11 protein-coding genes are annotated in these 12,869 nt (G+C 70.8%); 1 reads left to right on the forward strand and 10 read right to left on the reverse strand.

Going from position 1 to position 12,869, the window contains the following annotated elements:
• Window positions 1-13: 13 nt before the first annotated feature.
• The 9 genes from ACFVX6_RS01625 to ubiG all read right to left on the reverse strand — a co-directional run bounded on the left by ACFVX6_RS01625 (window position 14) and on the right by ubiG (window position 9,431).
• Window positions 14-1,084 carry a polyprenyl synthetase family protein gene (locus ACFVX6_RS01625; RefSeq protein WP_389686830.1) on the reverse strand — a complete coding sequence of 357 codons (1,071 nt, stop codon included), beginning with the start codon at window positions 1,082-1,084 and terminating at the stop codon, window positions 14-16.
• The gene (locus ACFVX6_RS01630; RefSeq protein WP_389686832.1) at window positions 1,081-2,289 is read right to left on the reverse strand and encodes a 3-hydroxybenzoate 6-monooxygenase; all 1,209 of its coding nucleotides are present in this window, start codon (window positions 2,287-2,289) and stop codon (window positions 1,081-1,083) included. Before ACFVX6_RS01630 ends, ACFVX6_RS01625 begins: the two co-directional genes overlap by 4 nt.
• Window positions 2,286-4,175 (reverse strand): anthranilate synthase family protein, encoded by a 1,890-nt coding sequence (locus ACFVX6_RS01635; protein ID WP_389686919.1) that lies wholly within the window; start codon window positions 4,173-4,175, stop codon window positions 2,286-2,288. The genes ACFVX6_RS01630 and ACFVX6_RS01635 overlap by 4 nt, the downstream gene beginning before the upstream one ends.
• Window positions 4,176-4,213: 38 nt before the next feature.
• Window positions 4,214-4,876, reverse strand: coding sequence for an isochorismatase family protein (locus ACFVX6_RS01640; protein WP_389686834.1), 663 nt, complete (start codon window positions 4,874-4,876; stop codon window positions 4,214-4,216).
• A gap of 127 nt (window positions 4,877-5,003) precedes the next feature.
• Complete coding sequence (locus tag ACFVX6_RS01645) at window positions 5,004-5,774, reverse strand: 2,3-dihydro-2,3-dihydroxybenzoate dehydrogenase (RefSeq protein ID WP_389686836.1); 771 nt, start codon at window positions 5,772-5,774, stop codon at window positions 5,004-5,006.
• Between the two features lie 8 nt (window positions 5,775-5,782).
• Window positions 5,783-6,253 carry a DUF2834 domain-containing protein gene (locus ACFVX6_RS01650; protein ID WP_389686838.1) on the reverse strand — a complete coding sequence of 157 codons (471 nt, stop codon included), beginning with the start codon at window positions 6,251-6,253 and terminating at the stop codon, window positions 5,783-5,785.
• A gap of 48 nt (window positions 6,254-6,301) precedes the next feature.
• Window positions 6,302-7,786, reverse strand: coding sequence for a flavin-containing monooxygenase (locus ACFVX6_RS01655; protein ID WP_389686840.1), 1,485 nt, complete (start codon window positions 7,784-7,786; stop codon window positions 6,302-6,304).
• Between the two features lie 17 nt (window positions 7,787-7,803).
• A complete protein-coding gene (locus tag ACFVX6_RS01660) occupies window positions 7,804-8,697 on the reverse strand; it encodes a 1,4-dihydroxy-2-naphthoate polyprenyltransferase (protein WP_389686842.1) in 894 nt (297 codons plus the stop codon).
• A complete protein-coding gene (gene ubiG, locus ACFVX6_RS01665) occupies window positions 8,694-9,431 on the reverse strand; it encodes a bifunctional 2-polyprenyl-6-hydroxyphenol methylase/3-demethylubiquinol 3-O-methyltransferase UbiG (RefSeq protein WP_389686844.1) in 738 nt (245 codons plus the stop codon). The genes ACFVX6_RS01660 and ubiG overlap by 4 nt, the downstream gene beginning before the upstream one ends.
• Before the next feature lie 243 nt (window positions 9,432-9,674).
• Here ubiG and ACFVX6_RS01670 point away from each other — a divergent pair, with 243 nt between their 5' ends.
• Entirely contained in the window at window positions 9,675-10,940 is a 1,266-nt protein-coding gene (locus ACFVX6_RS01670) for an FAD-binding protein (protein ID WP_389686846.1), read from the forward strand.
• Window positions 10,941-11,087: 147 nt separating this feature from the next.
• Here the strand turns inward: ACFVX6_RS01670 and metG are convergent, their stop codons facing one another.
• Window positions 11,088-12,803 (reverse strand): methionine--tRNA ligase, encoded by a 1,716-nt coding sequence (gene metG / locus ACFVX6_RS01675; RefSeq protein WP_389686848.1) that lies wholly within the window; start codon window positions 12,801-12,803, stop codon window positions 11,088-11,090.
• Window positions 12,804-12,869 lie beyond the last annotated feature (66 nt).

Below are 12,869 nucleotides of genomic sequence, written 5' to 3' on the forward strand. Positions count from 1 at the left end.
GGCGCCGGCCCCGTCAGTGCCGCCGCACTACGACGAAGTCGGCGAGGGCGGTGAGCTGTTCGCGGACCTCTTCGGGCAGATGGACCGCGTCGAGGGCGGCAAGGGCCGTGTCGTACTGCCGCCTCGCCTCGGCAGAGGTCCACGCGCGGCCCCCGGCCTCCTCGATCAGGGCGGCCCGGAGCGCGAACTCCGCTTCGTCGAAGACCTCCGCCCGTACGGTCCCGGCGGCCCCCGCGTCGGCGGCGAGCAGTGCGGCGAGGCGCTCCGCGGCCGGCCCGCCGGCCTCGAGCGCCGCGCACACCGGCAGCGACTTCTTGCGCTGCTTGAGGTCGCTCCACGCCTGCTTGCCGGTCTGCTCCGGGGTGCCCCAGATGCCGAGCAGGTCGTCGACGGCCTGGAAGGCGAGGCCGAGGTGGTACCCGTAGCGCTCCAGGGCGTCGGCGGTCGCGTCGTCGGCGCCGTTGAGCACGGCGCCTATGGAGATGGCACACGCGAGCAGCGCGCCCGTCTTGTTGCCCTCCATCTCCAGGCATTCGGCGACCGTCGCCCGGTCGCGCTGCTCGAAGGACATGTCCTGGGCCTGCCCGTCGATCAGCTTGCGGGTCGCGGTGTTCAGCCGGCGGGTTGCGCGGCTCGCCTCGACGGTGCCGAGGTCCAGCAGCACCTCACTGGCCAGCGCCAGCAGCGCGTCCCCGACCAGGATCGCCTGGGCCGGGCCGTGCACCTTCCAGACCGTGTCGCGGTGGCGGCGCTGCTCGTCGCCGTCCATGAAGTCGTCGTGCAGCAGCGAGAAGTTGTGCACGAGCTCGACCGCGACCGCCCCGGTCACTCCCGCTTCCGGCGGGGCGCCGGCGGCTTCGGCGGAGATCAGTGCGAGGGCGGACCGGAGGGCTTTGCCGCCGTCTCCGTCCGACGGGTTGCCCGCGGCGTCGATCCAGCCGAAGTGGTAGGCGGCGATGGTGTCCATGGGCGCCGCGAGCCGTTCGACGGCCTTGCGCAGCACGGGCGCGGACAGGGTGCGCCCCCGCTCCAGCAGGCCGGGTACGTCAACGCGGATCCTCGGCTTCACATCCAGACGGTTCATGGTGTCTCCTCCCAGAGGGGCCGGGCACCGTGCAGCCAGGCCATGTGCTGGTACAGGTCGTCCTCGCCCATGGACCGCAGCATCGCGTTGCGCACGCGCGCGGCCTCCCCGGCGGGGTGGTAGAGCTGTTCCCCCATCTCCCTGGCCAGGAGCTGGATGCGTGCGGTGCGCCGACGCCGTTCGGCGTTGTATTTCTCCAGGCGCTCGGGTACGTCACCGAAGGCAGCCCCGCCGAGGACCTCGCCGAGCACCACGGCGTCCTCCAAGCTCTGGCACGCGCCCTGGGCGGCGTACTGGAGCATCGGATGGGCCGCGTCGCCCAGCAGGGTCACCCGCCCGTCGGTCCACACGTCCACGGGATCGCGGTCGCACAGCACCCACTCGCGCCACTCCTCGCCCAGTTCGAGGAGCCTGCGGGCCGGCCCGCGCACTTCCCCGAAACGGTCCCGTACGTGGTCCCGGGGCGCGGGCCGGCCCGACACGGCCGTGCTGGCGCCGTCGTCGATGGTCGCGGCGAGGTTCAGGTACTTGCCGCCCCCGATGACGTAGTGGACGAAGTGCCACCCGGGCGCCGCCCACAGCGTCACCGCGTTCCACCGCAGGTCCTCGGGGACCTTCCGCAGCGGTATCACCGAGCGGTAGATGGTGTGCCCGCAGATCCGGGGGTCGCCGTCGCCGACGAGCTGGTCGCGGATCGCCGACCGGATGCCGTCGGCCCCGACGAGCAGGTCTCCCGAGAAGGTCCGGCCTTCCGCAGTGGACACGGTGACTCCCGAGGGGTCCTGCGCGTACGAGCGCACGGTGGCGCCGGACACCAGCTCGATGCCGTCCGCCGCACCACAGGCCGCGAGCAGCGGCTGGTAGAGGTCGACGCGGTGCACCACCGCGTACGGGTTCGCGAACCGGCGGCGGTAGCGCTCGGTGACGGGAACGGTGGCGACGTTCTCGCCGGTGACCCCGTCCATGAACCGGAGTTCGGCGATGTACACCGCCCGCTCGCGCACTCTTCGGCCCACGCCCAACCGGTCCAGGGCGTCGAAGGCGTTCGGGGCGAGCTGGATGCCCGCGCCGAGCTCGGTGAAGGCGCCGGCGCGCTCCAGGACCGTGACCCGGTACCCCTGCCGTGCCAGGGACAGGGCCGCGGCGAGACCGCCTATGCCCCCTCCGGCGACCAGTGCGTGCATCGTGCACTCCTTGGCGTTCATGGCCGCAGCATCCCGCTGAGCAGCGAGCCGAGGATCCGCCGGCCCTCCTGGGTCAGGACGGACTCCGCGTGGAACTGCACGGAGGCGAAGTTCCGGCCCTCCAGGGCGTGCACCTCTCCGGTGTCCCGGTCCCGGCTCACCGTCACCCGGCCGTGGTCGGGATGATCGAGGACGTCGGCCTCGGCCCGGGCGGCGAACGTGTTGTAGAAGCCGACCCGTTCGCGCCCTCCCAGCAGGTCGATCTCGCGCTGCACCCCCTGGTTCGGGGCCTCGCGGCGGACCAGCGCGAGGCCGAGGAACCCGCTCAGCACCTGATGGCTCAGGCACACCCCGAGGAAGGGCTGCTCCCGCGCGAGCAGCCGGGAGACTTCGGCCCTGAGGTGAGCGATCTTCGGATGCGCGAGGTCGCCGGGGTCGCCCGGTCCGGGGCCCAGGACCACCAGGTCGTGCGCCGCGGTGTCGTACGGCTCGTCGAACCGCCGTACGGTGACCTCCGCGCCGAGGGAACGGATCAGCTGGGCAAGCATCGCCGTGAAGGTGTCCTCTGCGTCCACCACGAGGACCCGGCGTCCCGCCAGTTCGGCGGTGGCCCCGTTCCTGCCGCCCGGGTCGTCCAGCCAGAACCCGGCGACGGTCTCGTTGCGCAGGGCGAGCGCTGCGCGGACCTCGGGATGGGCGGCGAAGCGGCTGGGGGCGGGGCCGGCCAGGGCCGCGAGCAGCCCGGCGGCCTTGGCCCGGGTCTCGCGCGCTTCGGCTTCGGGATCGGAGTGGCGCACCAGCGTGGCACCGACGCCGATGCGCAGTCGGCCGTCCACGGCGATGTCGGCCGTCCGGATCAGGATGGCGGAGTCGAGGCTCCGGGCGCCCGAGGGGTCCCTCCCGATGAGCGCGGCGACGCCGCTGTAGTAGCCGCGTCCGGTGGTTTCGTGGCGGCTGATCACCCGGGCGGCGTTCTCCAGCGGTGCGCCGGTCACCGTCGGGGCGAACAGGGTCTCCCGGAGGACGTCGCGGACGTCCAGGTCGGTGCTGCCCTCGATGAGGTACTCGGTGTGCGCGAGCCGGGTCATCTCCTTGAGGTAGGGGCCGATGAGCCGCCCGCCGGACCGGCAGAGGCGGGACATCATCTTCAGCTCCTCGTCGACGACCATGTACAGCTCGTCGGCTTCCTTCCGGTCCGTCAGGAAGGACAGGACGCCGTCGAGCGTGGGGCCGCCCGGGGGGTAGCAGTACGTGCCGCTGATGGGGTTCATCACCGCGGTGCCGCCCCGGACGCTGATGTGGCGCTCGGGGGTGGCGCCGATGAGCATCCGGTCGCCGGTGTGCACGAGGAAGGTCCAGTAGGCCCCTGCCTCCCGTTCGAGGAGGCGGCGGAAGAAGGACAGGGCGCCGACGACCGAGCAGTCCGGCAGCCAGGCCGTGAACGTCCGCTTGATCACGAAGTTCGCGCCTTCGCCGGCGCCGATCTCGTCGGCGACCACCCGGCGCACGATGTCCGCGTACGCCTCGTCCGAGAGGTCGAACTCCTCGGATTCGACCTTGACGGGATCGTCGGGCAGCCGGCGCAGGGCCGCGGCGAGCGGCAAGTCCTGCCGTTCGGTGACGGTCAGCGCGATGAGCGGCTCGCCGTCGTCGAGGGCGGCGAACCCGCGCTCGGTGATCTGCCGGTACGGCACCAGGGCGAGCACCTCGCCCCCGCCGGCCGGGGCCGCGGGATCCGCCGCGGGGGCCGCGGGGTCCGTGAGCGGGAGGTCCGCCAGGGTGGCGCAGGCGGCCGTGTCGCCCAGCAGCACTTCCAGGGTGCCCGGGGCCGTGCTCTCCGGGCGGTACAACAGGGCGAAGGCCCCCGCGGAGCCGTCCAGTACCCGGGCGAGGAGGTCCGGGGCCATGGCAGCGCCCGGCCCGGCCGCGGCCCGGACGGTCCCGGTCACCGCCGTTCCCCTGCCGGTACGGCGGCCAGCGCCTCGCACACGGAGGCCGTGGTGACGACGGCCGCGCACCGCTCGGCCGCGTACTCCAGCGCGAGCCGGTGGTAGGAGGCGGAGAAGTCGGCGACGGCGTCGCCCACGAGGAACGGCTGGATGTCGCGGGTGAACGCGTCCACCGCCGTCATCAGGACCCCCACGTGCGCGTAGACCCCGCAGATGACGAGCTGGTCGCGGCCATCGGACCGCATCCGTTCCAGCAGGTCCGAGTTGAAGAAGGCGCTGTAGCGCCATTTGGTGAACACCCAGTCGTCCGCAGCCGGTTCGAGCCCCGCGACGACCTGACGGTGTTCGGGCGACGGGCGCATCCCGGGGCCCCAGAAGTCCGCGAGCAGGCCCCGCTCCACGAGGTTCATCCCGCCGGGCTGGGCCGTGTAGGCGACGGGGATGCCGAGTTCGGCGCAGCGCCCGCGCAGCAGGATCGCGTTGCTCACGAGGGGGTCGCGGGGGGAGGTTCCCCGCTCGAACGGCCGGAGGAAGTACTCCTGCATGTCGTGGACGAGCAGCACGGCGCGCCGCGGGTCCACCCGCCAGCCGACCGCCGCGGGAGGGAACTCGCCGGGCAGGGGCATCGGGTAGGGATCGATGGGAGGTAGGCCTGCCATGCGGTGATCGGTCCTTTCGGGATGCGGTCGGTGGACGGAGCGGACCCGGGCGCGGGCGTGGGCCGCGCCCGTGGCGGAGCGCGTGTACGACGGAGGGCGGGGCCGGCGGAGGGCGCGGCTGCACGGGCTACACCCCGAGGGTGGCCCCGCCGTCGACGGTCAGGCCCTGCAGGGTGATGTGCCCGGCCTCGTCCGACAGCAGGAAGCGGATGGCGTGGGCGACGTCCTCCGGGCTCGCCACCTTTCCCAGCGGTATGCCGGTCCGGTAGGCGCCCGGGTCCCCCGCCACGGAGGCGGCGACCGCGCTGCCGTCGGCGTGCATGCCGTGCAGCATGTGGGTGTCCGTCGAACCGGGGGCGACCACGTTGCAGCGGACGCCGTACCGGGCGACCTCCAGGCCCATGCACTTGGTGAAGGCGACCGCCGCCGCCTTGGACGCGGCGTAGGCGGCCATGTGCGAGCGGGCGGTGCCCGCGGCGTTCGACGCGACGGTGACGATAGAACCCCTGCGGCGCGACACCATGCGGCTGACCACCGCGCGGGACACGAAGAAGACCCCGTTCGCGTTGACCGCGAAGGTGAGGTACCACTCCTGGTCGCTCAGGTCCGTGACCTCGCCGAGGCGGAGCACGCCTGCGGCGTTCACCAGGTAGTCGATGGGCCCCAGTTGCTCCTCCACCGCCTCGATCACGGCTTCGACGTCGGCACTCGACGTCACGTCCGCCGGGTGGCCCCGTACGGGCAGGCCTTCGGCGGCCAGCTTCTCGACCGTTTCCCAGAGCTGCCCGTTGTCCAGGTCCACGGCGGCCACCACCGTGCCCTGCTCGGCGAGCAGGCGCACCACGGCCGAACCGATGCCGCCGGCCGCTCCGGTCACCAGGGCGACTTTGCGGGCCATCCCGTCACTCATTGCGAGGCCGTCGTCGACAGGGGCCGCAGAGCGGACCGATCGGTGAACTCTTCGGCCGCGATGGACCCTTCGCCTCCGGCGGGCGTCCCCTCTGCTTCGCGCAGGGCCGCGATCTTCAACTGGCGGACGAGCATGAACAGGCCGTAGGTCACGATCAGCGCGATGGCCGGGGCCCCGACGATGTACGCCCACACGTGCCGAATGCCGAACCGCCGGCTCTCCACGATCATGTATGCGCCGACGGCCGCCCAGGTGAGCACCAGGTCCATGTAGACGAACTGGGTCGCGAGATTGGTCGTCGAGTCACGGAGGAAGTTCTCCACGACCCCCAGCGCACCGGCGTCGGCGTTCTGCACGACGAACGCGACGGCCATCCATCCCATGACGATCAGACCGATCAGGGCGGACGCCCCGTACAGGAAGCACAGTGCGCGGTCCCTCCCGCGCACCTCGCTCAAACGCGTCACAACTGCCTCCCAGGCATGGGTTCCTCCTGCGGCCGGGCGGCCGCAGGATCATCGTTCGTAGCTGTAGTCGTCCAGGTCGAAGTGGCGGGCCCGCCAGGCCGCTTCGTAGGTGGAGGCGGGGCGGACGGCCGGCGCGTCGCCGTGCTCGTCGAGGTAGTAGCTGTGGGTGCCCCGGCAACTCGGGTCGAGGAACACGGTGTTGCGCATGCGGCGCAGGTTCCTGCGGAAGGAGCCGTCGTGCTTCTCCGGGCGGATGACCGCTTCCGTGGCCCGGCGTCGCCGGGCTTCGCCGATCACCCGCAGGGCGTGGGTCACCTGGTAATCGATCATCCCGAACCAGGACCCGCCGGTGAAGGAATAGGGGCCGACGATGAACCACAGGTTCGGGTAGCCCTTGATCGACGTGCCCTCGTACGTCTGGAACCGCTCGGTCTTCCAGAACTCCTTGAGGTCGCGGCCCCCTTGGCCGCGCATCGGGAACGGGGGCAGGTTGTCGAGCACGTGGAATCCGGTGGCCAGGATCAACACGTCGAGGTCCCGTTCCTCGCCGTCGGCGGTACGGATGCCGGACGGGGTGATCTCCTCGATGGGCTCGGTGACGAGCTCGACGTCGTCGCGGGTGAAGGTGCGCCAGTAGCCCTTGCTCAACGACGGCCGCTTGCAGCCCACCCGGTAGGAGGGCGTCAGCTTGCGCATCAGCGTGCGGTCGCCCTTGACCTGGCGCCGCAGGTAGAGCTTGGACGCCGCCTCCCCGGCCTTCGCCAGGAAGGGGAAGCGCCGGTAGTGGACCATGGCGATCACGAAGCTGAGCTCGGTCACGACGTCGGTGAGCAGCCGGATCGTCCGCTGCGTCGCGGGAACCTTGCGGAAGAGCCGGCGGACGGACTCCGGCACCGCGAAGTCCGGCTTCGGGAGCAGCCAGGTGGGGGTCCGCTGGTAGACGTGCAGCTGCTCGGTCCGCTCGGCGATCTCCGGGACGATCTGGACCGCCGAGGCCCCGGTGCCGATGACTCCCACCCGCTTGCCGTCCAGGTCCAGGGACTGGTCCCACTGTGCCGTGTGCACGAGGTCGCCCTTGAACGTGTCGAGGCCGGCGATGGCGGGCGTCTTGGGCTTGGTGAGCCAACCGGTGGCGCAGATGACGAAGCGTGCCGTCAGCAAGGTGCCGTCACCGAGGACCACTGTCCACACGTGCGCCGATTCGCTGTAGGAAGCGCGCTTGACGCGGGAGTTGAAGCGCAGGTGGGGCCGTAGGGCGTACGCGTCGATGCAGTGGTCGGCGTACGCCTTCAGCTCCTCTCCCGGAGGGAAGACCCGGGACCAGGACGCGAAGGGTTCGGCGGCGAAGGAGTAGGAGAAGGCGGAGATGTCCACGGCGACGCCCGGGTACTTGTTGGCGTACCAGCTGCCGCCCACGTCGTCCCGCTCCTCCAGGATGACGAAATCGTCGATGCCCGCCCTGCGCAGGCCGAGCGCGGCTCCGATGCCCGAGAACCCCGCGCCGATGACGAGGACTTCGTGGTCGGGACTCATCGTTTTCCTCTTGGAGGTCACAGGGCCAGGCCGATCGCCTGCAGGGACCCGAACGCGAGCAGCAACAGACAGGTGTGCTCCAGCGCCGGAATCAGGTCGCGGCCGGCCGCTCCGCCCAGCACCCGGCGCAGCGGGAGGACGGCGACCGGGACCGCGCCGAGGACGAGGAACGCGCCGGGACGGGCGGAGGCGAGCAGCAGCGCGGACACGAAGGCCGCGGCGACGCAGAGGGCGTAGAACTGCCGGGTCGGTCCGGCGCCCATCCGCACTGCGAGGGTGATCTTCCCCGCGGCCGCGTCGGTCGGGATGTCGCGGAGGTTGTTCGTGGTCAGCAGCGCCACCGCGAGGAAACCGAGGGGTACGGACGCGCCGAGGGCGACCAGCGGCACGTGCCCGAGCTGGACGGCGGCCGGGGCGCACACGAAGACGACGCCGTGGTAGAGGAAGATGCTGACCTCGCCGAGCCCGCGGTAGCCGTAGGGCCGGGCCCCGCCGGTGTAGAACCAGCCGCCGAGGGCGAGGGACACGGTCAGCGCCAGCACCCACCACGAGACCAGTACGGCCAGGACCAGCCCGGCCAGGGCGCCGACGGCGTACAGCACCAGTCCGTGCCGGAAGACCTGCCGGGGCGTGGCCCGTCCCGAGCCCACCAGCCGGGCCGGGCCCGCCCGGTGGTCGTCGACGCCCCGGATCCCGTCGCTGTAGTCGTTGAAGAAGTTGGTCCCCAGGACGAAGCCCAGGACGAGCACGGCCGTCAGGGCGGCGTGCCACCAGTCGACGGTCCCGGCCTCGGCGGCGACGGCGAGGCCCACCGCGAGCGGGGCGAGGGTGACGGGCAGGGTCTTGAGCCGTGCGCCGGCCACCCAGCTCCGCACGGCACCGTGCTGCACGGGCTGTTGCTGAAGGGTCATTTCTTGGATCCCACGCCCAGGTAGAGGACGGACGTGGACTTGGTGCGCACCATGGTCACCTCGTCGATCCGGCCGGCCGCGAAGCGGGCCATCTCGCGCATCCGCGGGCGCAGGCCGAGCAGTTCGAGCTCGACGCCGTTCTCCCGGGCGGCCCGGGTCAGTCGCTCCCGGTTGACGAAGAGCCGGTGGTCGTGGGTGCCGCGGGGCGGCCGGCCGGGGAGGGGGAGGTTCTCGGCGAGGGTGATGGAGACCAGCCGGGCCGTCCGCGTATCGGCGATGGTGTCGACGATCAGCGTGCCTCCGGGGCGCAGGACCCGGCACGCCTCCGCCACCACTGCGTAGGGGTCCGGCACGTGTTCCAGGCACTGCCCCGCGGTGACCACGTCGAACGACTCGTCCTCGAAGGGGAGTTTGGCGACATCGGCCCGGACGACCTCGTCGAACCCGTGCCGCAGTGCCTCGCGGAGCGACATCTCCGACAGGTCGACGCCGACCACCCGGTAGCCCTTGGCCGCCGCGTGCGGGCCGAACAGCCCACCGCCACAGGCGATGTCGAGCAGGGCAGCCTGCTCGTTCCGGGCGAAGGGAACGAATTCCGCGCGGGCCCGGGCGATCCAGCTCAGTGGTGCGAGCGCCCCCCTGGGATCCCACCACTCGTCGGCGAGCCCGTCGTAATCCGAGATGAAGTCCTGCCGGATTTCCGACCTGTCCTTTTCTCCACTGCGTGTAAGCAAAGCAGTTTACCTCCGCCCATCAGTCGCACTGCGGTCAACCTTTTACGGAAGCCTGACAGGGGTTGATAGAGCCCGCATGGAGCATCCCTAGGGCCGACGACCTGCGAGCGACCCACGGCCTTCCGGAGCGGGGGCGGAGCCGGTTACCCTCCACTGACTTCTTCAACTCCAGCAACCTGTCGCCCCATTGGCAGGTACCCATGCGGCGCAACCCGGAATGGATTCCGGGAAAGGTGGCACACGATGAGCACATTCAGCACCGATTTCGGGCGGTCCCTCTCCATCACCCCGGAAAGGGTGGTCCGGGAGGGCACGGACGGAGAGATCGGCGACCTCATGGCCGCGGCGGCCGCGTCCGGCAAGGAGACGGCCGTGCGGGGAGCCGGCCGCTCGTGCAATACCCAGACGCTCGCGACCGGGACCGTACTGGACAATTCCCGCGACGACGCAGAGCCCCGTTTCACGGGCGAGGGACACCTCGTGGAAGTCCCGAGCGGAATCACCTGGCTGGCGCTGGAGAAATGGTTGAACGGGCACGGGCGGGCCAACCCCGTCCTGCCCAGCTATCTGAATCTCACGGTGGGCGGGACGCTGTCCATCGGAGGTTTCGGACACGGTTCCCTGCGGTCGGGACTTCAGATCGACCAGGTGGAGGAGATCGAGCTCATCGACGGAACGGGACGCTCACGCACGTGCTCCCGTCAGGAGAATTCCGAGCTGTTCCGATTCGCCCTGGGCGGCCTGGGGCAGGTCGGATTCATCAGGACCGCGGTGCTCCGCACCGTGCCGTACCGGGCGGTGACTCCCGTCTCCCGCATTCCGCACGCGGGAATCTCCGATCTCGCGGAATTCATGAAGTCCGTCGCCGGTGATCCCGCGCTTTCCGGCTATTTCGGCATGTACGACCGGGCCTCCTGGTATTCGCAGATCGCCTTCGCGGCGGAGGCCGCGGAAGCCGCGGAGGCCGGCGAACCGGGCACCGTGCTGCCCGCCCCCGACTACTCCCTGCTGCTGCACCAGGAGGTCGACCAGCACCTGCTGCCCGTCCTCCAGGACGAATCCCGCGTGAACCTCTGGGCCGACTACGTCTTCGACGAGGCGGGCTTCGAGGGGATCACGAAGACCCTGGAGGAACTGACCCGCGAGTCCCCGTTCGCGGACAACCTGATCAGTCTGTACTTCCTGGTCATCAAGCGCCCCGAAGCAGCGACGCCCTTCATCTTCGCCCCGTCGCTCGACACACCGGTCCAGTACGGGATCGGCGTGTTCACCACCATCGAGAAGTCCGACTCCCACGCGGTGGCCGAGACCCGCCGGGTGCTGCGCGAGCTGCTGGCGGCCTGCGCGGAGGCCGAGGGGCGCCCGTACCTGTACGGCTCCCACGAGCTGGACGCGGAGCTGCTGGAAGGGTTCTACGGTGCGGACGCGCTGCGGCGGCTGGAATCCCTGCGCGAGGAGCACGCGCTGACCCGTTTCAACCCGCGGGCGTTCGGCGGCGTACGGCCGTGAGGAACGCGCGCAGGGGCGCGACCCTGGGGTACCTCCCAGCGGTGGCTGGGGGATGGGTCGCGCCCCTGCGTAGGTTGGTGCCTTGACGCCTTGGTGCCCTGACGCCTTGATGCCCTGACGCCTTGGTGCCCTGAAGGCCGGTCCGGCTCAGGCCTCGGGGTTGCCCCCGAAGCGCTCGCGGTACGACTCCAGGTCCTCTTCGGTGACCCTCGGGAAGAGCACCGCCGGGACCGTGAACGGGGTGCCCGCCGGCACCGCGTCGAGGGACGCGGCCTGCTCCGGGGTGACCCACGTGGCCGTGTCGTCGGCAAGGTCGAACGCGGAGCGCATGGCGCGCGCCGAGGCCGGGATGAACGGCTCGGAGACCACCGAGTAGAGGTGGATGAGGTTCATCGCCGTGCGCAGGGTGAGCGCCGCGCCCTCCAGGTCGGTCTTGACCTCCGTCCAGGGGGCCTTCTCGTCGAGGTACGCGTTTCCGGCCGACCACAGGGCGCGCAGCGCGGCCGCGGCCTTGCGGTACTGGAGCGCGTCCATGTGGCCCTCGTACTCGGCCAGCAGCTCGGCGATCTGCTCGCCCAGCTTCGCCTCGACCGCGCCGGCGGCGCTGCCCGCGGGGACGTCGTCGCCGAACTTCTTGCGGGAGAAGGTCAGTACGCGGTTGACGAAGTTGCCGAGCGTGCCGCCGAGGTCCTTGTTGACCGTGGCGGCGAAGTGCTCCCAGGTGAAGGAGGAGTCGTCGGACTCGGGCGCGTTGGCGATGAGGAAGTAGCGCCAGAAGTCGGCCGGGAGGATCTCCAGCGCCTGGTCGGTGAAGACGCCGCGCTTCTGCGAGGTGGAGAACTTGCCGCCGTAGTACGTCAGCCAGTTGAAGGCCTTGACGTAGTCGACCATCTTCCACGGCTCGCGGACGCCGAGCTCGGTGGCGGGGAACATCACCGTGTGGAACGGGACGTTGTCCTTGGCCATGAACTGGGTGTAGCGGACGTCCTCGGCCTCGTACCACCAGGACTTGTAGTCGCGGTTCTCCGAGTCGGCGTCCGCCCACTCCTTGGTGGAGGCGATGTACTCGATCGGCGCGTCGAACCAGACGTAGAACACCTTGCCGTCGGCGGCCAGCTCGGGCCACGTGTCGGCCGGGACCGGGACGCCCCAGTCGAGGTCGCGCGTGATGGCGCGGTCGTGCAGGCCCTCGGTCAGCCACTTGCGGGCGATGGAGGACGCGAGCTGCGGCCACTCCTCCTCGTGCTCCGCGACCCAGGCCTCGACCTCTACCTGCAGCTTGGACTGGAGGAGGAAGAGGTGCTTGGTCTCGCGGACCTCCAGCTCGGTGGAGCCGGAGATGGCCGAGCGGGGCTCGATCAGGTCCGTGGGGTCCAGGACGCGGGTGCAGTTCTCGCACTGGTCGCCGCGGGCCTTGTCGTAGCCGCAGTGCGGGCAGGTGCCCTCGACGTAGCGGTCCGGCAGGAAGCGTCCGTCGACCGGCGAGTAGACCTGCCGGATCGCGCGCTCCTCGATGAAGCCGTTCTTCTCGAGCTGGCGCGCGAAGTGCTGGGTGATCTCGCGGTTCTGCTCCGAGGAGCTGCGGCCGAAGTAGTCGAAGGACAGCTCGAAGCCGTCGTAGACCGCCTTCTGGGCGTCGTGGGCCTGCGCGCAGAACTCGGCGACCGAGAGGCCGGCCGCCTTCGCGGCGAGCTCGGCGGGGGTGCCGTGCTCGTCGGTGGCGCAGATGTAGAGGACGTCGTGGCCGCGCTGGCGGAGGTACCGGGAGTACACATCCGCCGGAAGCATCGACCCGACCATGTTGCCCAGGTGCTTGATCCCGTTGATGTAGGGAAGCGCGCTGGTGATCAGGTGTCGAGCCATCCTCGGATGCTCCATTTCATATATGCCGGTACAACGTGACGTGCGGTTCATCGTATCGAACCGCCG

Source organism: Streptomyces sp. NPDC058289 (assembly GCF_042880975.1).
Classification (GTDB): domain Bacteria; phylum Actinomycetota; class Actinomycetes; order Streptomycetales; family Streptomycetaceae; genus Streptomyces; species Streptomyces stoeckheimensis.

Excerpts from the sequence above, each read along its gene's own strand:
- ACFVX6_RS01635 (WP_389686919.1), bottom strand. The coding sequence starts at position 4,175 with ATGGCCCCGGACCTCCTCGCCCGGGTACTGGACGGCTCCGCGGGGGCC.
- ACFVX6_RS01670 (WP_389686846.1), top strand. The coding sequence starts at position 9,675 with ATGAGCACATTCAGCACCGATTTCGGGCGGTCCCTCTCCATCACCCCG.
- ACFVX6_RS01660 (WP_389686842.1), bottom strand. The coding sequence starts at position 8,697 with ATGACCCTTCAGCAACAGCCCGTGCAGCACGGTGCCGTGCGGAGCTGG.
- ACFVX6_RS01625 (WP_389686830.1), bottom strand. The coding sequence starts at position 1,084 with ATGAACCGTCTGGATGTGAAGCCGAGGATCCGCGTTGACGTACCCGGC.
- ACFVX6_RS01655 (WP_389686840.1), bottom strand. The coding sequence starts at position 7,786 with ATGAGTCCCGACCACGAAGTCCTCGTCATCGGCGCGGGGTTCTCGGGC.
- ACFVX6_RS01640 (WP_389686834.1), bottom strand. The coding sequence starts at position 4,876 with ATGGCAGGCCTACCTCCCATCGATCCCTACCCGATGCCCCTGCCCGGC.
- metG (WP_389686848.1), bottom strand. The coding sequence starts at position 12,803 with ATGGCTCGACACCTGATCACCAGCGCGCTTCCCTACATCAACGGGATC.
- ACFVX6_RS01645 (WP_389686836.1), bottom strand. The coding sequence starts at position 5,774 with ATGGCCCGCAAAGTCGCCCTGGTGACCGGAGCGGCCGGCGGCATCGGT.
- ACFVX6_RS01630 (WP_389686832.1), bottom strand. The coding sequence starts at position 2,289 with ATGAACGCCAAGGAGTGCACGATGCACGCACTGGTCGCCGGAGGGGGC.